This is a genomic window from Caulobacter sp. FWC2 (assembly GCF_002742625.1).
Lineage (GTDB): Bacteria > Pseudomonadota > Alphaproteobacteria > Caulobacterales > Caulobacteraceae > Caulobacter.
In genome coordinates, this window is the sequence record NZ_PEBF01000001.1 from 403,751 (window position 1) to 422,159 (window position 18,409).

At 67.5% G+C, this 18,409-nt stretch carries 23 protein-coding genes; 17 read left to right on the forward strand and 6 right to left on the reverse strand.

Going from position 1 to position 18,409, the window contains the following annotated elements; all coding sequences use genetic code 11:
* The first annotated feature begins 7 nt into the window (after positions 1–7).
* From CSW62_RS02060 to CSW62_RS02080, 5 genes are read left to right on the forward strand one after another with little or no spacing between them, the layout of a single operon-like run.
* Positions 8–445 (forward strand): MarR family winged helix-turn-helix transcriptional regulator, encoded by a 438-nt coding sequence (locus tag CSW62_RS02060; protein WP_099575555.1) that lies wholly within the window; start codon positions 8–10, stop codon positions 443–445.
* Positions 446–449: 4 nt separating this feature from the next.
* On the forward strand, positions 450–1,235 hold the full coding sequence (locus CSW62_RS02065; RefSeq protein ID WP_099575556.1) for an enoyl-CoA hydratase-related protein: 786 nt from the start codon (positions 450–452) through the stop codon (positions 1,233–1,235).
* Between the two features lie 35 nt (positions 1,236–1,270).
* Entirely contained in the window at positions 1,271–2,242 is a 972-nt protein-coding gene (locus CSW62_RS02070; RefSeq protein ID WP_099575557.1) for an SDR family NAD(P)-dependent oxidoreductase, read from the forward strand.
* Positions 2,242–2,757 (forward strand): hypothetical protein, encoded by a 516-nt coding sequence (locus tag CSW62_RS02075; RefSeq protein ID WP_099575558.1) that lies wholly within the window; start codon positions 2,242–2,244, stop codon positions 2,755–2,757. Before CSW62_RS02070 ends, CSW62_RS02075 begins: the two co-directional genes overlap by 1 nt.
* Positions 2,754–3,623: an NAD(P)-dependent oxidoreductase gene (locus CSW62_RS02080; protein ID WP_099575559.1), complete on the forward strand. Its 870-nt coding sequence runs from the start codon at positions 2,754–2,756 to the stop codon at positions 3,621–3,623. The genes CSW62_RS02075 and CSW62_RS02080 overlap by 4 nt, the downstream gene beginning before the upstream one ends.
* Before the next feature lie 110 nt (positions 3,624–3,733).
* Here the strand turns inward: CSW62_RS02080 and CSW62_RS02085 are convergent, their stop codons facing one another.
* Positions 3,734–4,132, reverse strand: a complete 399-nt coding sequence (locus tag CSW62_RS02085; protein WP_369827416.1) for a TfoX/Sxy family protein — start codon at positions 4,130–4,132, stop codon at positions 3,734–3,736.
* Between CSW62_RS02085 and CSW62_RS02090 the strand changes: the two genes are divergently transcribed.
* The gene (locus CSW62_RS02090) at positions 4,074–4,553 is read left to right on the forward strand and encodes a GNAT family N-acetyltransferase (protein ID WP_099575561.1); all 480 of its coding nucleotides are present in this window, start codon (positions 4,074–4,076) and stop codon (positions 4,551–4,553) included. The genes CSW62_RS02085 and CSW62_RS02090 overlap by 59 nt on opposite strands.
* 3 nt (positions 4,554–4,556) lie before the next feature.
* Here CSW62_RS02090 and CSW62_RS02095 read toward each other — a convergent pair whose 3' ends face one another.
* Positions 4,557–5,822, reverse strand: coding sequence for an MFS transporter (locus CSW62_RS02095; RefSeq protein ID WP_099575562.1), 1,266 nt, complete (start codon positions 5,820–5,822; stop codon positions 4,557–4,559).
* A 139-nt stretch (positions 5,823–5,961) separates the two neighbouring features.
* Between CSW62_RS02095 and CSW62_RS26510 the strand changes: the two genes are divergently transcribed.
* The 7 genes from CSW62_RS26510 to CSW62_RS02125 all read left to right on the forward strand — a co-directional run bounded on the left by CSW62_RS26510 (position 5,962) and on the right by CSW62_RS02125 (position 10,646).
* Positions 5,962–6,006 (forward strand): hypothetical protein, encoded by a 45-nt coding sequence (locus CSW62_RS26510; protein WP_199170699.1) that lies wholly within the window; start codon positions 5,962–5,964, stop codon positions 6,004–6,006.
* A 64-nt stretch (positions 6,007–6,070) separates the two neighbouring features.
* Positions 6,071–6,601, forward strand: a complete 531-nt coding sequence (locus CSW62_RS02100) for a GNAT family N-acetyltransferase (RefSeq protein ID WP_099575563.1) — start codon at positions 6,071–6,073, stop codon at positions 6,599–6,601.
* A 50-nt stretch (positions 6,602–6,651) separates the two neighbouring features.
* Positions 6,652–7,212 (forward strand): DUF1285 domain-containing protein, encoded by a 561-nt coding sequence (locus CSW62_RS02105; RefSeq protein ID WP_099575564.1) that lies wholly within the window; start codon positions 6,652–6,654, stop codon positions 7,210–7,212.
* A gap of 26 nt (positions 7,213–7,238) precedes the next feature.
* A complete protein-coding gene (locus CSW62_RS02110) occupies positions 7,239–7,889 on the forward strand; it encodes a CoA pyrophosphatase (protein WP_099575565.1) in 651 nt (216 codons plus the stop codon).
* A 92-nt stretch (positions 7,890–7,981) separates the two neighbouring features.
* A complete protein-coding gene (locus tag CSW62_RS02115; protein WP_099575566.1) occupies positions 7,982–9,235 on the forward strand; it encodes a CCA tRNA nucleotidyltransferase in 1,254 nt (417 codons plus the stop codon).
* 13 nt (positions 9,236–9,248) lie between these two features.
* Positions 9,249–9,953, forward strand: a complete 705-nt coding sequence (locus CSW62_RS02120) for a GMP synthase (protein ID WP_099575567.1) — start codon at positions 9,249–9,251, stop codon at positions 9,951–9,953.
* A gap of 42 nt (positions 9,954–9,995) precedes the next feature.
* On the forward strand, positions 9,996–10,646 hold the full coding sequence (locus CSW62_RS02125; protein WP_099575568.1) for an Isoquinoline 1-oxidoreductase subunit: 651 nt from the start codon (positions 9,996–9,998) through the stop codon (positions 10,644–10,646).
* A 1,391-nt stretch (positions 10,647–12,037) separates the two neighbouring features.
* Here the strand turns inward: CSW62_RS02125 and hemF are convergent.
* Positions 12,038–12,928, reverse strand: coding sequence for an oxygen-dependent coproporphyrinogen oxidase (gene hemF, locus CSW62_RS02140; RefSeq protein ID WP_099575570.1), 891 nt, complete (start codon positions 12,926–12,928; stop codon positions 12,038–12,040).
* 138 nt (positions 12,929–13,066) lie between these two features.
* Here hemF and CSW62_RS02145 point away from each other — a divergent pair, with 138 nt between their 5' ends.
* Complete coding sequence (locus CSW62_RS02145) at positions 13,067–14,350, forward strand: acetyl-CoA C-acyltransferase (protein WP_099575571.1); 1,284 nt, start codon at positions 13,067–13,069, stop codon at positions 14,348–14,350.
* 106 nt (positions 14,351–14,456) lie between these two features.
* On the opposite strand, the gene CSW62_RS26030 is transcribed toward CSW62_RS02145, so the two are convergent.
* Positions 14,457–14,522 carry a hypothetical protein gene (locus CSW62_RS26030; protein ID WP_125155815.1) on the reverse strand — a complete coding sequence of 22 codons (66 nt, stop codon included), beginning with the start codon at positions 14,520–14,522 and terminating at the stop codon, positions 14,457–14,459.
* Between the two features lie 86 nt (positions 14,523–14,608).
* On the opposite strand from CSW62_RS26030, the gene CSW62_RS02150 reads away from it, so the two are divergent.
* Positions 14,609–14,911 (forward strand): helix-turn-helix transcriptional regulator, encoded by a 303-nt coding sequence (locus CSW62_RS02150; RefSeq protein ID WP_099575572.1) that lies wholly within the window; start codon positions 14,609–14,611, stop codon positions 14,909–14,911.
* Here the strand turns inward: CSW62_RS02150 and CSW62_RS02155 are convergent.
* A complete protein-coding gene (locus tag CSW62_RS02155) occupies positions 14,908–15,237 on the reverse strand; it encodes a hypothetical protein (protein ID WP_099575573.1) in 330 nt (109 codons plus the stop codon). The two genes, CSW62_RS02150 and CSW62_RS02155, sit on opposite strands and share 4 nt — an antisense overlap.
* Positions 15,238–15,298: 61 nt before the next feature.
* Positions 15,299–15,979 (reverse strand): polyhydroxyalkanoate synthesis repressor PhaR, encoded by a 681-nt coding sequence (gene phaR / locus CSW62_RS02160; RefSeq protein ID WP_099575574.1) that lies wholly within the window; start codon positions 15,977–15,979, stop codon positions 15,299–15,301.
* 304 nt (positions 15,980–16,283) lie between these two features.
* On the opposite strand from phaR, the gene CSW62_RS02165 reads away from it, so the two are divergent.
* Together CSW62_RS02165 and CSW62_RS02170 are read left to right on the forward strand one after the other, a co-directional pair.
* Positions 16,284–17,459, forward strand: coding sequence for an acetyl-CoA C-acetyltransferase (locus CSW62_RS02165; RefSeq protein ID WP_099575575.1), 1,176 nt, complete (start codon positions 16,284–16,286; stop codon positions 17,457–17,459).
* Positions 17,460–17,583: 124 nt separating this feature from the next.
* Positions 17,584–18,306 (forward strand): beta-ketoacyl-ACP reductase, encoded by a 723-nt coding sequence (locus CSW62_RS02170; RefSeq protein WP_099575576.1) that lies wholly within the window; start codon positions 17,584–17,586, stop codon positions 18,304–18,306.
* Positions 18,307–18,409 lie beyond the last annotated feature (103 nt).

The following is an 18,409-nucleotide window of genomic DNA, read 5'->3' on the forward strand; positions in this document are numbered from 1 at the left end:
TGCGGCCATGTCCGTGTCCGCCGACCGCCGTCTCATCTTCCTGCTCAACGCCGGCCATCGGCGCGTGCAGCGCTGGATCGAGGGCAAGATGGCGGCCAAGGGCGGCCTGACCGCCGCCCAGTCGGGGGTGCTGTTCTATCTGGGGGAGCAGGACGGCGCGCTGATCGGCGAGGCCGCCGACGCCCTGGACCTGGCCCCCTCGGCCATGACCGGCCTGATCGACCGCATGACCCGCGCCGAGCTGGTCGAGCGCCAGGCCGATCCCAAGGACGGCCGCGCCATGCGCCTGCACCTGACCGACAAGGGCCGCGCCGCCCGCCAGGCCGCGAAGGCGGGCCTCAACGGCGTCAACGCCCACCTGACCGAAGGCTTCACGGACGAGGAGATCGGCGTCGTCGCGCGCTGGCTCGCCAGTCTGCAGACCAAATTCCCCAAGGGAGAATGATGAGATGACCGACCCCGTTAGCTTCGGCCAGGTTAAGGTCGAGATCGACGCCGGCGTGATGACCATCACCCTGGCGCGTCCGGAAAAGAAGAACGCGCTCTCCAACGCCATGTACGGCGTGCTGGCCGACAGTCTGGAGGCCGCCGAGGCGGATCCCGCCGTTCGCGTCGTGGTCATCCAGGCCGACGGCGACAGCTTCACGGCGGGCAACGACCTGCAGGACTTCGCGGCCCAGGCCACCGGCGCCTTCACGGGCGAGCGGCATGTGCTCCGCTTCCTGAAGGCCCTGGCCAACGCCACCCGGCCGCTGGTCGCCGCCGTCCAGGGCCAGGCCGTGGGCGTGGGCACGACCATGCTGCTGCACTGCGACCTCGTGTTCGTGACGCCCGACGCGCGCCTGACCACGCCGTTCGTCAACCTGGCCCTGGTGCCCGAGGCCGCCTCCAGTTGGTTGCTGCCGGCCCGCATCGGCCACGCCCGCGCCTACGCGATGTTCGCCCTGGGCGAGGCGGTCGACGGTGCGACGGCCGTGGCCTGGGGGCTCGCCAACGGCTCGGCCGAGCTTGGCGATCTGCGGGCCCGCGCCCGCGCCGCCGCCGATCAGCTGGCCAAGCGTCCGCTGGGCGCCCTGACCGTCACCAAGCGCCTGATGCGCGACGCCGAGAAGATCGCCGCGCTGATGGACACCGAGGGCGCGGAGTTCGCCGCCCGCCTGCAGACCGCCGAGGCCCGTGAAGCTTTCATGGCCTTCGCCGAACGTAGGGCTCCCGATTTCTCGAAGGTGGGCTAAGCTCCACCGATAACAACACGATCTGGGAGGATCGCATGGCGGAACGGATCACCTCGCCCTTCGGGGCGAAGTCGACGGCGCGCGAGGTCGTCGCGGGACATGACCTGTCGGGCAAGGTGGCCATTGTCACCGGCGCTGCGACCGGCATCGGCGTCGAGACGGCGCGGGCCCTGGCCCTGGCCGGCGCGGAGGTGATCATCGCCGCCCGCAAGCCGGAGCTGGGCGAAGAGATCGCCAACCAGATCAATGAAGAGGCCGGTTCGAAGCGCGTCAGCTTCGGTATGCTGGACCTTTCCAGTCTCGAGGCCATCCGCCACTTCGCCCACCGCTGGGGCGATCGCCGGCTGAACCTCCTGATCAACAACGCCGGCGTCATGGCGTGCCCGCTGTCGCGCACGGCCGACGGGCTGGAGATGCAGATCGGCACGAACCACTTCGGCCATTTCCTGCTGTCGGTGCTGCTGGCGCCGAACCTGGTCGACGGCGCCGAGCACTCGGGCCACCGCTCGCGCCTCGTCTCGCTCTCCTCGATCGGCCACCGCCGCGCCGGGGTGAATTTCGAGGACCCGAACTACGAGCACCGCGACTACGACAAGTGGGAGAGCTACGGCCAGGCCAAGACCGCCAACAGCCTGTTCGCGGTCGGCTTCGACAAGCGGTTCAAGGACCAGGGCGTCAACGCCAACGCCGTCATGCCTGGCGGCATCATGACCCCGCTGCAGCGGCACATGTCGATCGAAGAGCAGCGGGCCATGGGCTGGCTGGACGAGAACGACAAGCCGCGCGAGGGCTTCAAGTCCACCGAGCAGGGCGCGGCGACAAGTGTCTGGGCTGCGGTCGGTGACGAGCTGAACGGCGTCGGCGGGCTCTATCTGGAGGACTGCAACCAGGCCGTCCCGTGGAGCCAGGAGCGCCCCTGGAACGGCGTCATGCCCCATGCCCTCGACCCGGACGCGGCCGAACGCCTGTGGGACCTTTCGGTGAAGACCACGGGCGCCGGCGCCTGATGGACGACCGGTCCGTCCTGCGTCTGGCGGGGGGCGCAGCGATCGTCGGCGCGGTGATCGACGTCATCGCGCCGTTCGTCATCTATCCGCACCTGGTCGAGCCGCAGCCGCATCTCGTTTACGTGACCATCGACCTGTTGCTGACCTTCGGCATGCTGGGCGTCTGGTCGGCGGGCCGGCGCACCGCGAGCCTTCTGGGCTTGGCCGGGTTTGTCGTGGCGCTGCTGGGCGTGATGCTGGTGCGGACCTCGTCGGCCAAGATGTTCGGCGAGGCCTCGTACATGATCGCCTCCAGCGTCTGGTCGATCGGCATGGTGGTCTGGGCTCTCGATCTCCTGCGGGCGAAGGCGTTTCGCATCCCGGCCGCCCTGTGGATCGCGGCCCTCGTCATCGGCCTTGTCGGCGCGGCCCTGAAGGATCACGGTCCCGTCGCGCACGTGGCGAAGATGAGCTTCATGCTCGGTTTCATCGTCGCCGGCGTCGACCTGATCAAAGCGCGTGGAGAACCCGCATGAGCCAAGCCAACAGTCTTCGGGGCAAGACCCTGTTCGTCACCGGCGCCTCGCGCGGCATCGGCCTGGCCATCGCTCTGCGCGCGGCGCGCGACGGCGCCAATATCGTCATCGCCGCCAAGACGGCCGAGGCGCACCCGAAGCTGCCCGGCACCATCTACACCGCCGCCAAGGAAATCGAGGACGCGGGCGGCAAGGCCCTGCCGCTGGTCGTCGACGTGCGCGAAGAGGCCAATGTCCAGGAGGCGGTCGAGAAGGCCGTCGCCCAGTTCGGCGGGATCGACATCTGCGTCAACAACGCCTCGGCCATCTCGCTGACTGGTGTGCTGTCGACCGACATGAAGCGCTACGACCTGATGCATCAGATCAATACGCGCGGCACGTTCGTCACCTCCAAGGCCTGCATCCCCTACTTGAAGAAGGCCGAGAACCCGCACGTCCTGATGCTGTCGCCGCCGCTGGACATGTCGCCGCGCTGGTTCGGCTCGCACGTGGCCTACACCATGGCCAAGTTCGGCATGTCGATGTGCGTGCTGGGCATGGCCGAAGAGTTCAAGAGCGACGGCATCGCCTTCAACGCCCTGTGGCCGCGCACCGGCATCGCCACCGCCGCCATCCAGTTCGCCCTGGCCGGCGACGAGGGGCTCAAGCACTGCCGGACGGTCGAGATCATGGCCGACGCCGCCCACGCGATCTTCTGCAAGCCGTCGCGGGAGTTCTCAGGGAATTTCCTGATCGACGATACGTTCCTGTACGGCGAGGGCGTCCGCGACTTCGATCAGTACAAGGTCGATCCGGCCGCCACCCTGATGCCGGACTTCTTCGTGCCGGAAAGCAGCGCGCCGCCGCCGGGGGTGAAGATCGGCTAGAGCCCTTTAGCTTTAGATGGAATCATCCAAAGCGTTCGAAAGGGCTCTAAATGTTTGATTCTAGAGCCTGTTTATCCCGTTTAGATGGTTCCGTCTAAACGGGACAGGCTCTAGCGTTGTTTCTTGGAGGTCGCTGCTTTGGCCGCGACCTCCAGCGATTTCCGCGACCATTCCAGCAGGATGTCCTGGTCGTCCAGCGCCTCGGCCGGCGCCACCCAGTAGGCCATGGGCTTGCCCTCGCCGAACGGGTCGAAGGCGTGGGAGCCGGCGGCCTCGAACTCGACCTTCAGCGCGTCGTCGCCCTTGAGGTAGAGGACGTCGTCGTCGATCAGGGCGAAGAACAGGCCGTTCGCATAGACGCCGACTCCGCCGAACATCCGCCGCGCGGTGATCTGGCCCAGCGGGGCCAGTTGCTCCAGAACGAAGTCCCGATAGTCCGCAGAGACCGCCATGTCCGTTTCCGTCCGCCCTGCCACGCCCGACGACGCGGGTCTGATCCACCAGTTCATCCTCGATCTGGCGGACTATGAAAAGCTGCTCGACACGGTGCAGGCGACGGAGGGCGATACGACGGCGGCCCTGTTCGGCTCTAACGCCCGCGCCTTCGCCGACATCGCCGAGATCGATGGCCAGCCGGTCGGCTTCGCTCTGTGGTTCTACAACTACTCGACCTTCGTCGGTCGGCACGGGATCTATCTGGAGGATCTGTTCGTACGGCCCTCCGCGCGGGGATCCGGCGCGGGCAAGGCGCTGCTGGCCAACCTCGCCAAGCGCTGCGTCGACGAGGGGCTGGGCCGCCTGGAATGGACGGTGCTCGACTGGAACGCCCCCTCGATCGCCTTCTATGACAGCCTGGGCGCGGCCGCGATGGACGAATGGATCATCCGCCGCCTGACCGGCGACGGGATCAGAAAGCTGGCGGGGCTCTAGGTCCTACTCCAGCCGGTCGGCCTTGCGCAGATCGGGGAACAGGAAGGCCCACAGGGCTGTGACCGCCATGGCCCCGACACCGCCGAACACCGCCGCGCCGATCGGTCCGAGCAGCCAGGCCATCGCCCCGCTCTCGACCTCGCCCAGCTCGTTGGAGGCGCTGATGAACACGCCCGAGACGGCGGCGACGCGGCCGCGCATGGCGTCCGGGGTGACGATCTGCACCAGGGTCTGGCGGACATAAACGGACAGCATGTCTGCGCCGCCCAGAACGGCCAGGGCGCCGACCGACAGCCACTCCAGCTTGGAGAGGCCGAATACCGCCGTGGCGAGGCCGAACACGGCCACGCCCGTGAACATGATCTTGCCGGCGTTGCGGCGGATCGGGTTGCTGGCCAGGTAGACGCCGACCAGGGACGCGCCGATCGCCGGCGCCGCGCGCAGCAGGCCGAAGCCGCCGGGGCCGATGTGCAGCACGTCCTTGGCGAACACCGGCAGCAGGGCCGTGGCCCCGCCCAGGATCACCGCGAACAAATCGAGCGAGATCGAGCCGAACACGATCTTGTTGTTCCAGACGTAGGACAGGCCTTCCTTGATCAGCTCCACGCGCGAGCCGGGCTGGGTTTCCGGCTTGGTGTTCTTGCGGATCGCCAGGGCCAGCAGGGCGGCGGCCAGGTAGAAGACCAGCGAGGTCCCGAAGGCCAGGGCCGGCGAGTGGATCAGCAGCAGGCCGCCCAGGGCCGGACCCAGGATCGAGCCGCCCTGCCAGGACAGCGAGTTCCAGGCGATGGCGCGCGGCAGCAGGGGGCGCGGCACAAGCATCGGCCCCATGGCGCTGCTGGCGGGCGACAGGAAGGCGCGGCTGGCCCCGAACATCACCGAGACGGCGAAGATCGGCCACAGCGCGTGCGAGCCCATCAGCGCCAGGACCAGCAGCACGCTGGCGCTGATCGCGTCCAGGCACAGGGTGGTGGCGACGATCAGCTTGCGGGTCCGGCGGTCGGCGTTCTCGCCGGCCACCAGGGTCAGCAGGAACAGCGGTACGAACTGCGCCAGGCCGATCATGCTGACCATGAAGGCCGACTCCCCGACCGAATGGGTCAGGCGGGCGATGGCGTAGACCTGCCAGCCCAGGGCCACCGACTGGATCTGCACCCCCAGGGTGGAGACGAAACGCGCCACCCAGAAGAGGAGGAAGTCAGGCTCCCGCAACAGGGCGCGGGTAGAGGTGTCGGGAGCGGGCGGCGCGGGTGAGGCAGGGTCGGACATCGGCCCGCAACATAGGCCGCGCTTCGCGCACCGCAACGTTATTGACCTGGGAAAGGCTTGGCCCTACAGCGCGCGCATCTTTTGAGGCCACGGAGCGTGATCAAGTCGCGCTCCGAATCCTTGGTAAGGAACCTTGGCGATGCCCCGCCTGCGACGAATGACGCGCGAACGCGCCACGATCTGACGCCCTCCCGGTCGCGCCTTCGCGTTGGGAGCCCCCGACGCCCTTTCGCATTACCCGAAGGCCGATGACCTCCGTTCAAAAGACCCTTTCTCCCGCTCCGTACCCGCCGCTGGTCTGTGAGACCCCGGCGATGGAGGCGGCTGTGACCCGCCTGATCGACCGGGTGTTCGGCCCTGGCCGTTTCGCCAAGTCGTCCGAGCGCCTGCGCGAGAGCAATACCCTGCTGCCCGACTGCTCGTTCGTCGCCCTGCGCGACGGTGAGCCGGTCGGCTGCTGCCGCATGTGGCCGGTGACGATCGGCGGCGAGCCCGTCGCCTTCCTGGGACCGTTGGCCGTGGATCCCGACGAGCGCAGCGCCGGCCTGGGTCAGGCCCTGGTCGAGAGCGCTGTGGAGGCCGCCCGCGCCGCCGGCTGGCGCGCGGTGCTGCTGGTCGGCGACGGCCCCTATTTCGGCCGGGTCGGCTTCACCAACGCCCACACGGCCGGCGTCGTCATGCCTGGTCCGGTGGATCAGCGCCGCGTGCTGCTGTTGCCGCTGAAGGAAGCCGGGGACGAAGGCCTCGCCGGCCTGGTCGCGATCGATCCTCGCGGTTGAGTGGCCGCTTCGGCTTGAGCCGGGAGGCCATACGGCCTAACTGATCGGCGATGACCGATGCTCCGAAGCCAGGCTTGGAAGGCGTCGCCCAGGCCGCGAAAGCGGCGGGGGCGCGCGGCCTGCCGCCGGTGCATCTGTGGAACCCGCCTCACTGCGGCGAGATCGACATCCGCATCCGCAAGGACGGGGTCTGGTTCCACGAGGGCACGCCGATCGGCCGCGAAGCGCTGGTGCGGCTGTTCTCGACCGTGCTGCGGCGCGATCCGGACGGCTATCACCTGGTCACGCCCGTCGAGAAGATGAAGATCACGGTCGAGGACGCGCCGTTCATAGCCACGCGGGTCGATCGTGAGGGCGAGGCGCTGGTCTTCCAGACCAATGTCGGCGACACGGTCGAGGCGGGTCCGGACAATGCGATCCGCGTCGAGATCGATGCCCAGACTGGCGAGCCGCGCCCCTATGTTCATGTCCGCCGGGGTCTGGAAGCGCTGATCGCCCGGCCGGTGTTCTACGAGCTGGCCGAGATGGCGCGCGAGCAGGATGGCGTCTGGGGCGTCAGCTCGAACGGCGCGTTCTTCCCGATCGCGCCGCCGGGAGCCGTCCCGGCATGACGCACTCGGAGATGTCGCGGCCAGACATGACGCGGGAAGAGCGCCGCGCCTGGATCACCGCCCGCCTGCATCCGATCTCGGACTACGACCCCAGCCTCGCCAATCCGAAGAAGTCCGACTACGATCTCAATCCCGGCTTGAGAGCCGATAATCCGCACGCCCTGCGTCCCGCCGCCGTGCTGGTCGGGCTGATCGAACACGAGGACGGCCTGACGGTCCTGCTGACCCGCCGGTCTGACACCCTGCGCAGCCACACCGGTCAGATCGCCTTCCCCGGCGGCCGCTGCGATCCGGGCGAGACGCCCTGGCAGACGGCCCTGCGCGAGGCGCAGGAAGAGGTGAACCTCGATCCGGCCCTGGTGACGGTGGTCGGCCTGCTGCACGGCTACCAGACGGTGACCGGCTTTCATGTGACGCCGGTGGTCGGGTTCATCGATCCGAAGGCGACCTTCGTCGCCAGCCCCGAGGAAGTGGCCGACGTCTTCGAGACGCCGTTCGCCTTCCTGATGGATCCGGTCAACCATCAGCGCCAGTCGCGTGAGGCTCCGGACGGAGCGCGACGTCACTTCTATGCGATGCCCTGGAACGATCGGTTCATCTGGGGGGCGACGGCCGGCATGCTCCGGTCGTTGTATGAGGCGCTTTACGACGAAAGCGGACGGGACCCCTCCGAATAGGGTGTTTCGCCGCTGGCGAAGTCGGGGTCTCCTGGCCTAACAATGTCGCCCCGTTTCAAGGGGCCAAGACGCGTACTTGTGGGAGTTCGGCGTTGAGCAGTGAATCGATCGGCGTTCAGCCGTGGATGGCGTTATCCGAGACAAAGGCTGTGTTCGCCGCCCTGGAGGCGCGCGGCTATCCCGGCTGCGCGCGCTTCGTCGGGGGCTGCGTGCGCAACGCCGTGATGGGCAAGCCCATCGACGATATCGACATCGCCACCATCCTGACGCCGGACCTGATCATCGACGCCCTGGAGCAGGCGGGCCTGCGCGCCATCCCGACCGGCGTCGATCACGGCACCATCACCGCTCTTTCGGGCGGCCGGCCCTATGAGATCACCACCCTGCGCAAGGACGTCTCGACCGACGGCCGCCGGGCTGTGGTGGCCTTCACCCAGGACTGGGGCCAGGACGCCGAGCGTCGCGATTTCCGCTTCAACGCCCTCTACGCCGATCTGGAAGGCCGGGTCTATGACCCGACCGGCGAGGGGATCAAGGACGCCCACGAGGGCCGCGTGGTGTTCGTCGGCGACCCCATGACCCGCATCCGCGAGGACTATCTGCGCATCCTGCGCTTCTTCCGGTTCCAGGCCTGGTACGGCAAGGGCGACGCCGACCAGAAGGCCCTGGCCGCCTGCAAGGCGCTGAAGGGCATGGTGTCGGGCCGCGCCGCCGAGCGCACCCAGAAGGAACTGATGAAGATGCTGGCCGCCGAGGATCCGCGTCCAGCCTTGCGTCTGATGGCGGCGACCAGCGTGCTGTCCTCGATCCTGCCGCAGGTGAAGTCGCTGGCCCGCTTCGAGGCCCTGGTCGCCATCGAGACCGAGCAACTGTTCGAGAACGACCCCGACCTGCGCCTGGCGGCCCTGATCCCGGACGACCCCAAGCTGGCCGCCGACCTGGCCGAGCGCCTTCGCCTGCCCAACAATGTCCGTGACCGGATCGTCGACGCCGTGGGCAAAAGCCCGCGCATCGTTTCGTGGATGAGTCCCCGGGAAGCGCGCCGGGCCGTCTACGGTTTGGGCGTTCGGACGTTCAGCGACCGGATCAAGCTGGCCTGGGCCGGTTCGGGCCGCGACTCGACGGCGCCGCAATGGCGGGCCCTGCTGGCCCTGGCCGAGACCTGGAACCCGCCGGCCTTCCCGCTGTCGGGCGACGAGGTCATGAAGGCCGGGGTGCCCAAGGGGCCGATGGTTGGGGAAGTGATGCGCGAGATCGAGATCTGGTGGATCGACCAGGACTTCATCGAGGACAAGTTCAGCGCTATCGAGCGGTTGAAGGCCGTCGCGCAGGGCATGGTCTACTAGGGGGCGTACGACGATGAAGATCGGCCTGCTCGAGACCGGCAATCCGCCGGGCGACCTCGCGGAGACCCACGGCAGCTATTCGGCGATGTTCGAGGCTCTGCTGGGGCCCGAGCACAGCTACCGCGTCTACGATGTCCAGAAGGGCGAACTGCCCGCCGATCCGGCCGAGAACGACGCCTATGTCATCACCGGCTCGGCGGCGGGAGTCTATGACCCGCTGCCCTGGATCGAGCCGCTGAAGGCCTTCCTGCGCGAGGCCAAGGGCGAGCAGCCGCTGGTCGGGGTGTGCTTCGGCCACCAGATCATGGCCGAGGCGTTCGGGGGCAAGGCCGAGAAGTCCGACAAGGGCTGGGGCGTGGGGCTTCAGGCCTATGAGGTCTCCGATCGCGAGGCCTGGATGGATGACGCGCCGCAGGTCGCCGTGCCGGGCTCGCACCAGGACCAGGTCACCGCCCTGCCGCCCGGCGCGCGGGTGCTGGCCGGCAGCGCGTTCACGCCCTACGGCATTCTGACGTACGACGACGCCAAGGCGATCTCGATGCAGTTCCACCCCGAGTTCTCGCCGGCCTACGCCAAGGCGCTGATCGAGGCGCGGCGCGGTACGCGGTTCACGGACGAGCAGGCCGACGCGGCGATCGCCAGCCTGTCGGCCGACACCGACGCCGCGCGAATGGCCCAATGGATCGGGCAATTCCTGAAGCAGGAAACCCAAGGCTAAGCTGGCGCGTTGCTCTCCTGGTGAAATCCGAGAGGTCCGTCCATGCGTATCGCTACCGTCGTGATCCTGGCCGGAACCCTGGCCGCCGCCGGCGCGGTCGTCGCCAGCGTCCAGGCCGCGCCTGATACCCAGGCGTCGGGGCCAGCGCCCGTGGCGCTGAAGACCGCCGCCAGCTTTCAGTCCATCAAGGATCCGGCCGCCCGGTCGCTCGCCCTGTTCCAGGAGGCCGGCAAGGTGATCCAGAGCCCGCGCTGCCTGAACTGCCACCCGGTCCAGCGCGCCCCGACGCAAGGCGACGACCTGCATCCGCACAATCCGCCGATGGTCGCCGGCGACAGCGGCCACGGCCCGGCCGGCATGCCGTGCTTCTCGTGCCATACCCAGGCCAACGTCCCGACCTGGGGCGCGGACATCAAGAGCATTCCCGGCGATCCGAAGTGGGCCCTGGCCCCGGCCGAGATGGCCTGGCAGGGCAAGTCGCTGGGCCAGATCTGCGCCCAGATCAAGAACCCCTCGACCAACGGCGGCAAGTCGATGGCCGAGCTGCACCACCACATGGCGCAGGATCACCTGGTCGGCTGGGCCTGGAACCCCGGCGCGGGCCGCGTCCCGGCCCCCGGCACGCAGGCGCAGTTCGGCGAGCTGATCAAGGCGTGGATCGACAGCGGGGCGAAGTGTCCTAAGGCGGCGTAGAAGCGCCTCGGACAAAGCGGTTGCTTGGATTGTCCGCGATGGGTGGGGAGCGGAAATCAGGCCGCCGCCCGCAAACTGACATCGCGAAGGTGAGAGAAGGGTGGGGAACGGAAGTTGAGATCCGCTAGGCCGACCGGAGGAGATCTTGTCCCGCGTCGGTCCAGACACCGCCACGCCCCGGTGGCGCCACGAGGCCGTGTTCCACGAGAAGCGCGATAGCCTTCTCGCCGGCGCTCATGCACTGGTGATCGAGCACGCCGCCCTCTTCGAGATACTGGGCACACATCTCGGCCAATGCGGCGAGGAGTTCTTGGTTAGCGTCTGGCATCTCACGATCATGTCCACACGAGCCGTCCTCGGCAATGTCCGACTAGGTCGAGAGCCGACCTCGGTCGGTGGCGATCCTTAAATCTCTTGGAGGCTGCAGCGTGCAGGGCTGATCAGGTCAGTCAAGGACCGCTCTCCGAGCGGCCGCTGCGCGGCGGCGAAGCCGTCCTTGAGTGACCTGATCAGCCCTGCGATCGTCTCGCCGTGAGATGTAAGGGGGGCGCTCTTCCGGGGCGGAAGGGCTTTTCACTGAGCGGGGGGCGCGCGCGCCTGAAACCCTCTCTCATAGAGAGAGGGAGGGGCCCGCCGCGTAGCGGTGGGAGGGTGAGAGGTTTCACCGGTGGCCGGTGAAGCCTGGACCGTTCCGCCGCGCGTTTCGTCGGCGCCTTGTCCGGAGAGGGTGTAACCTCTCACCCTCCCACGCCGCAGGCGTGGGCCCCTCCCTCTCTCAAAGAGAGAGGGTTTCAGAACGCGCCCTCGCGGGGATTGAGCGGCCTCTATCCCCGGCGTTCGCGGCGCCGAACCCCACGAAATCAATCGCTTCTCACTTTTTCGCGCCCCTGGATCATCGGCGTTCAACACCACCGCATACTCAACTTGTCCCCGTCGCGGGGGAGGGCGTTTGGATCCGGCCCAAAACGGCGGCGGGGGTAGGTTGAGCGGGGCCGCTGGCGGTTCCCGGAGGCTCGAAAGTCGCCCCGTCTGTACTCTTTAGGCAGATCGGTTGGCGAACGGGCAGTCTCCGGGGTTCAAGCCATCAGCGGAGCGACAGGGCGGTGATCGTACAAGCCGCCTATCGTGGATCGTCGGGGTCGAGACGGATGTAGCCGATCGACTTGGTCCGCGCCCGTCCGGGGGCAAATGGGGTCCCGAGCTGAAATACGCTCACGCCCCCCATCCTCACGGGCAAGAACAACCTGGCGGAGCGGTCTGCGAGCCGAAACACAACAAACCATTACGGTCCCCGGGTTCGCCCGGCCGCTCCGTCGCCTCCCCATACCCTTCAGCGGCTTCGCCGCGTGAAGCGGCGGACGCACGGCCGGAGCGAAGGGTTCAAAAACGTCCTAAGGCCACTTCACGGCCGGCGGCATCGAGCTGAGGATCGACTCGACATTGCCGCCGGTCTTGAGCCCGAACATGGTGCCGCGGTCGTAGAGCAGGTTGAACTCGACATAGCGACCGCGCTGGACCAGCTGCTGCTCGCGCTCGTCGGCGCTCCAGGCCTCGCCCATCCGGCGGCGGACCAGTTCGGGGTAGATTTCCAGGAACGCCCGGCCGACGTCCTGGGTGAAGGCGAAATCCCGGTCCCAGTCGCCGCTGTCGTGGTGGTCGTAGAAGATGCCGCCGATGCCGCGCGGCTCGTTGCGGTGCGGCAGGAAGAAATACTCGTCGCACCAAGCCTTGTACTTGGCGTGCCAGTCCGGATCGTGCTTGTCGCAGGCCCGCTGATAGGCGGCGTGGAAGTCGATGGCGTCCGGGAAGTCCTGCTGGCGCTGATAGCCGAGCAGGGGGGTGAGATCCCCGCCGCCGCCGAACCAGCTTGTCGTCGTGGCGATGAAGCGGGTGTTCATGTGCACGGCGGGCACGCGCGGATTGGTCATGTGCGCGATCAGGCTGATGCCGGTGGCGAAAAACCGGGGATCGTCGGTCGCGCCGGGCATGTTCTTGGCCATCTCGGGCGTGAAGGTCCCGTGCACCGTCGAGACGTGGACGCCGACCTTCTCGAACAGGCGGCCGTACATCATGCCCATGACGCCGCCGCCGCCGGCCTCGCGGTTCCAGGGCTTCTTCGTAAAGCGGCCGGGCGCGCCGGGATAGAGATCGGCCGGGGCCTCGTCCTCCAGGCGCTCGAATTCGGCGCAGATCTGGTCGCGCAGGCTTTCGAACCAGGCGCGGGCCCTGATCTTCTTGTCTTCGAGGGCCTTGTTGTCGTCGAGGGAGAGGTCGGTGCTCATGCCTGCCGATTAAGCCTACCCGCGTCCGTGTGCAAATAGGTCGCCGCGCCTAAGGCGAAACCGAAGGGCGGTATTCGACAAGATCGGGGCGACGACCCCATATAGATCAAGGTTTCCGCGCCTTCCGGAGTTCGTCCCATGCCCGCCGCCGCCAAGTCCTCCGCCGATGTCTGGATCGCCTCGGGCGTCCGCACCCCGTTCGCCAAGGTCGACGGGCCGCTGGCCTCGTATGACGCGATCGAGCTGTCCGTCCCGGTCGTGAAGGCCATGTTGGCAAAAGGCGCGCGGCCCGACTTCGCGGTCTGGGGCACGGTCATTCCGAACCTGACCTGGAGCAACCTGGCGCGCGAGGTTCTGCTGGACGCGGGCGCCGACCCGACCATTCCGGCCTTCTCGACCATCATGGCCTGCTCGACCAGCATGATCGGCGCGATCGAGGCGGCCGGCATGATCGACGGGCGCGGCCGCGACCTCGCTTTGGTCGGCGGCGTCGAGAGCATGAGCCGGGTGCAGATCGGCCTGTCGGTCGCGCTGTCGGACTGGATCCGCAAGTTCCAGGGCGCCAAGACCGGCCAGCAGCGACTGGCGGCCCTGGGCGCGCTGAACCTGAAGGATGTGAAGCTGTTCATCCCCAAGGTGGCCAACCGGGTCACGGGGCTTTCCATGGGCGAGCACACCGAGATCACCGCCAAGGAATGGAACCTGTCGCGCGCCGACCAGGACGCCCACGCCCTGGCCAGCCACCAGGGCGCGGTGAAGGGCTGGGAGGCAGGCTTCTTCGACGACCTCGTGATTCCGATCGGCGGCGCCAAGCGCGACAGCATCCCGCGCAAGGACTCGACGCTGGAGAAGCTGGCCAAGCTGGGTCCGGCCTTCGACAAGACCAGCGGCAAGGGCACGCTGACCGCAGGCAACTCCTCGCCGCTGACCGATGGGGCCGCGGCGATCTGGGTCGGGTCCGAGGCTGGCATGGCGCGCCTGCCGTCCGAGACCCCTAAGGTGAAGATCGTCGACTACGAGGTCACCTCGATCGACCTGCGCCATGAAGGCCTGCTGATGGCGCCGGCCTATGGCGTGCCGCGCCTGCTGGCCCGCAACGGCATGACCTATGCCGATGTCGGCCTGTGGGAGATCCACGAGGCCTTCGCCGCCCAGGTGCTGTCGCACATCGCCGCCTGGGAAAGCGCCAAGTTCTTGAGCGAGAAGGCCGGTGTCACCGCGCCGATGGGGGCTTTCCCGCGCGATCGCATGAATCCGTTCGGCGGCTCGCTGGCGCTGGGCCACCCGTTCGGGGCCACCGGGGCGCGGATCCTCAGCCAGGCGGTGAAGGAGCTGGCCGCCCGTCCGAAGGGCGAGCGCGCCATCGTCAGCATCTGCGCCGACGGCGGCCAGGGCACGATGATGCTGCTGGAGAGCGCTTAGGTTCGAGGAGCCGAAACCTTGTCCTTCGACAAGCTCAGGATGAGGTTTCTACTGCGACGTTTGATGTAGTCCTCACCCTGAGCTTGTCGAAGGGCGAGGGCGTATCCTAGGTCAGGGCCGTGAAGATCAGGGCCACGACGGCGACGTCGAAGATGCGGATGGCGACGGACAGCATTTGAAGACCCGTGGGCGATGAATTCACCAACGATTAAGCAAGACTGGCGCCAACCCTTCGGTTCCCAAAAGAGGCGGTTCTAGATGGCCCTCTTCTTCGACGCCGCCTGGTACGACGGGCGCCTCGCCGAGCGCGGTCTCAGCCGCACGATGCTGGCCGCCGCCGCCGGCTTAAGCGAGGTCGAGCTCGCCCTGGCTTTCAAGGACCAGCGCGAGCTGTCGATGCGGGAAGTCTCTGTCTTCGCCGAGCTTTTGGGCGTTGCGCCGGCCGAGGCGGCGTCTCGCGCCGGGGTTCGCCCGCCGCCGGCCAGCGACGCCCAGCGCCTGACGTCTCTGGAGGCGCGGGTCGCCGCGCTCGAGGCCGAGCTGACGCGCCTGAAGGGCTAGATCTTGGTCTTCTTCAGCAGGCCCGTTGGGGGACGGCGATCGGCCGGGCCGGAATATTCCGTCCCGAGATAGGTCGATCTGGCCGTATCCAGCACTTCCTGCCCACCACGCAGGCCGCGTTTCTGTCCAGGCTGACCCATGACATGCGCGGCGAAGGCGGCGAAGCCTCCCCGGCGCGGCGGGGGTTCCTGACGCGGTGGGGGGGCGTCTTCCTCCACGACGAATACGACCTCTTCTTCGGTCTCAGGACGCTCGCCATCGCGCGGCGCCGGCAAGGCGCGGCGCGCGGGACCAGGGCGTCGAAGAGGATCGATCGGGCCGCTCATGGTGAAGAGCCTAGGAGCCGGACGGTTAAGAACCGCTGGAGCGTCTTGGTTAAGGCGTGGGTTAGGGCTTGCTCGCCAGCTTGGCCAACTGCGCCTGCATGGCCTCCATCTGGCGTTTCAGGTCGGCCAGGGAGTCGTCGCTGGCGGGGGCGGGCGCAGGCGCGGGCTGAGGTTCGGCGGGCGCGGCGCCGCCGTCTTCGGGACGCACATAGGCGAACGGCGAGAACATCTTCATCGCCCGGTCGAACAGGGCCATGTTCTGGCGGATCTGCTCTTCATAGACGCCCATGCCAGGGATCTTGCCGGGGGCCAGGCCCGCGAACTGGCCGCGCATGCGCTCCTGCTGCTTGGAGAAGCTCTCCAGCGACATTTCCAGGTACGACGGCAGGAAGGCCTGCATCGAGTTGCCGTAGAAGCCGATCAGCTGGCGCAGGAACTGGATGGGCAGCAGGTTCTGGCCGCCGCCGCGGTTCTCTTCCTCGAAGATGATCTGGGTCAGGACCGAACGGGTGATGTCGTCATTGGTCTTGGCGTCATAGACCACGAAGTCGACGCCTTCCTTCACCATGTCCGACAGGTGTTCAAGGGTCACGTAGGACGACGAGGCCGTGTTGTAGAGGCGACGGTTGGCGTACTTCTTGATGATGACGCGCTGGCCGGTCTTGTCGTTGCCTGGCGCCTTCTCGGCGCCGGCCTTTTCAGTATTGACGGCCGCTTCGCCTTTTTCAGGGTTCTCGGACATTTCGTTCCCTAGAGCGTTTTCAGACGAAGTGGACACCGGTTCGTCGTCCGAAAACGCGTCCTGTGTAAAAGTGCCTGGATCATCGAGATGATCCAGGTGGGCGGTTACGCCCGCTTCTCGCACCGCACTATCGCTAATGCAAAGGCGGGGCGCCAGTGGTCTGATGACTTGGAGCTGTCGCCAAGCCGTGAAAATGTGCCCGTGACGAACGCCGTCGCGATGTGCATGCTGGATGTTGCATCGCAAAAGCACGGGCGCCGCAACCGCGAAGGCGTCACGTCAGAACCGTCACGGGAGCCTATCCATGAGCGACATCGTCATCGTCTCCGCCGCGCGCACGCCGGTCGGTTCGTTCAACGGGGCGCTGTCCAGCCTGCCCGCTTCGGACCTGGGCAAGATCGCGATCCAGGCTGCGGTCGAGCGCGCCGGCATCGCCCCGGCTGATGTCGACGAGGTGATCCTGGGCCAGGTGCTGCAGGCCGCCGCCGGCCAGGGCCCCGCCCGCCAGGCTTCGGTCAATGCCGGGATCCCGGTCGAGAGCCCGGCCTGGAGCCTGAACCAGCTGTGCGGCTCGGGCCTGCGCGCCGTGGCCCTGGCGGCCCAGCAGATCGCGGCCGGCGACGCCAAGATCGTCGTGGCTGGCGGCCAGGAAAGCATGAGCCAGGCGCCTCACGCCCAGAACCTGCGCAATGGCCAGAAGATGGGCGACCTGTCGTTCGTCGACACCATGATCAAGGACGGCCTGTGGGACGCCTTCCACGGCTACCACATGGGCCAGACGGCCGAGAACATCGCCAACCGCTGGCAGATCACGCGCCAGGACCAGGATGTCTTCGCCGTCGCCAGCCAGAACAAGGCCGAGGCCGCCCAGAAGGCCGGCAAGTTCGACGCCGAGATCGTTCCGGTCACCATCAAGGGCCGCAAGGGCGACACGATCGTCGACAAGGACGAGTTCATCCGCCACGGCGCGACTCTGGAAAGCGTCCAGGGCCTCAAGCCCGTGTTCGCCAAGGAAGGCTCGGTCACCGCGGCCAACGCGTCGGGCCTCAATGACGGCGCCGCCGCCCTCGTGCTGATGAGCGCCGACGAAGCCGCCAAGCGCGGTCTCAAGCCTCTGGCGCGCATCGCCTCGTGGGCCAATGCCGGCGTCGAGCCGGAGATCATGGGCACGGGTCCGATCCCGGCGTCGAAAAAGGCGCTGGAAAAGGCCGGCTGGACCGTCGCCGACCTGGATCTGGTGGAAAGCAACGAAGCCTTCGCCGCCCAGTCGCTGTGCGTGGTCCGCGAACTGGGCCTCGACCCGGCCAAGGTCAATGTGAACGGCGGCGCCATCGCCATCGGCCACCCGATCGGCGCCTCGGGCGCGCGGATCCTGACCACCCTGCTGCACGAGATGAAGCGTTCGGGCGCCAAGAAGGGCCTGGCCACCCTATGCATCGGCGGCGGCATGGGCGTGGCCATGTGCGTCGAGGCCGTCTGAGGTCCAACGACAACACGCTGAGTCACAAGACGTCACGCATCCCTGGCCGCGATCCGCGCGCTTCCTCTTGCTGAGGCGCGCGGATCACGCGAACCATAAGAAAACTGCGTTCGGGAGAGATCAGATGACCAGAGTGGCTTTCGTGACCGGCGGCACCCGCGGAATTGGCCGGGCGATCTGCGAGAGGTTGGTCGCCGACGGCCACAAGGTGGCGGCGGGCTATTCCGGCAATGAAGAAGCCGCGGCCGCCTGCGCCAAGTCGCTGGGCGTCATGGTGGTGAAGGGCAATGTCGGCTCCTTCGAGGATTGCGCCGCCGCCGTGAAGACGGTGGAGGCCGAGCTGGGGCCCGTTGACATCCTGATCAACAACGCCGGCATCACCCGCGACGGCATGCTGCACAAGATGACCTACGAGCAGTGGTCCGAAGTGATCCGGGTCAACATGGACTCGGCCTTCAACATGACCCGCCCGGTGATCGAGGGCATGCGCGAGCGCGGCTGGGGTCGCATCGTCAACATCAGCTCGATCAACGGCCAGAAGGGCCAGATGGGCCAGACCAACTATTCGGCCGCAAAGGCCGGCCTGATCGGCTTCACCAAGGCCCTGGCCCTGGAGAACGCCAAGAAGGGCGTGACGGTCAACGTCATCTGCCCGGGCTATATCGACACCGAGATGGTGGCGGCGGTGCCGGAGAACGTTCTGGCCCAGATCATCGCCGGCATCCCCGTCGGCCGGCTGGGCAAGGGCGAGGAGATCGCCGACATGGTCTCGTTCCTGTCGGGCGAGCGCGCGGGCTTCGTCACCGGCGCCACCCTCAGCCTCAACGGCGGTCAATACATGGCCTGACGCGGGCCTCGTCCACGTCTCTCGAAGCCGGAGCTTGACGCCGACTGTTGCGGTTTGGCCTCATGCCGCCGGCTTCGGGGTTTGGACGTTAACGCGTCCAAGA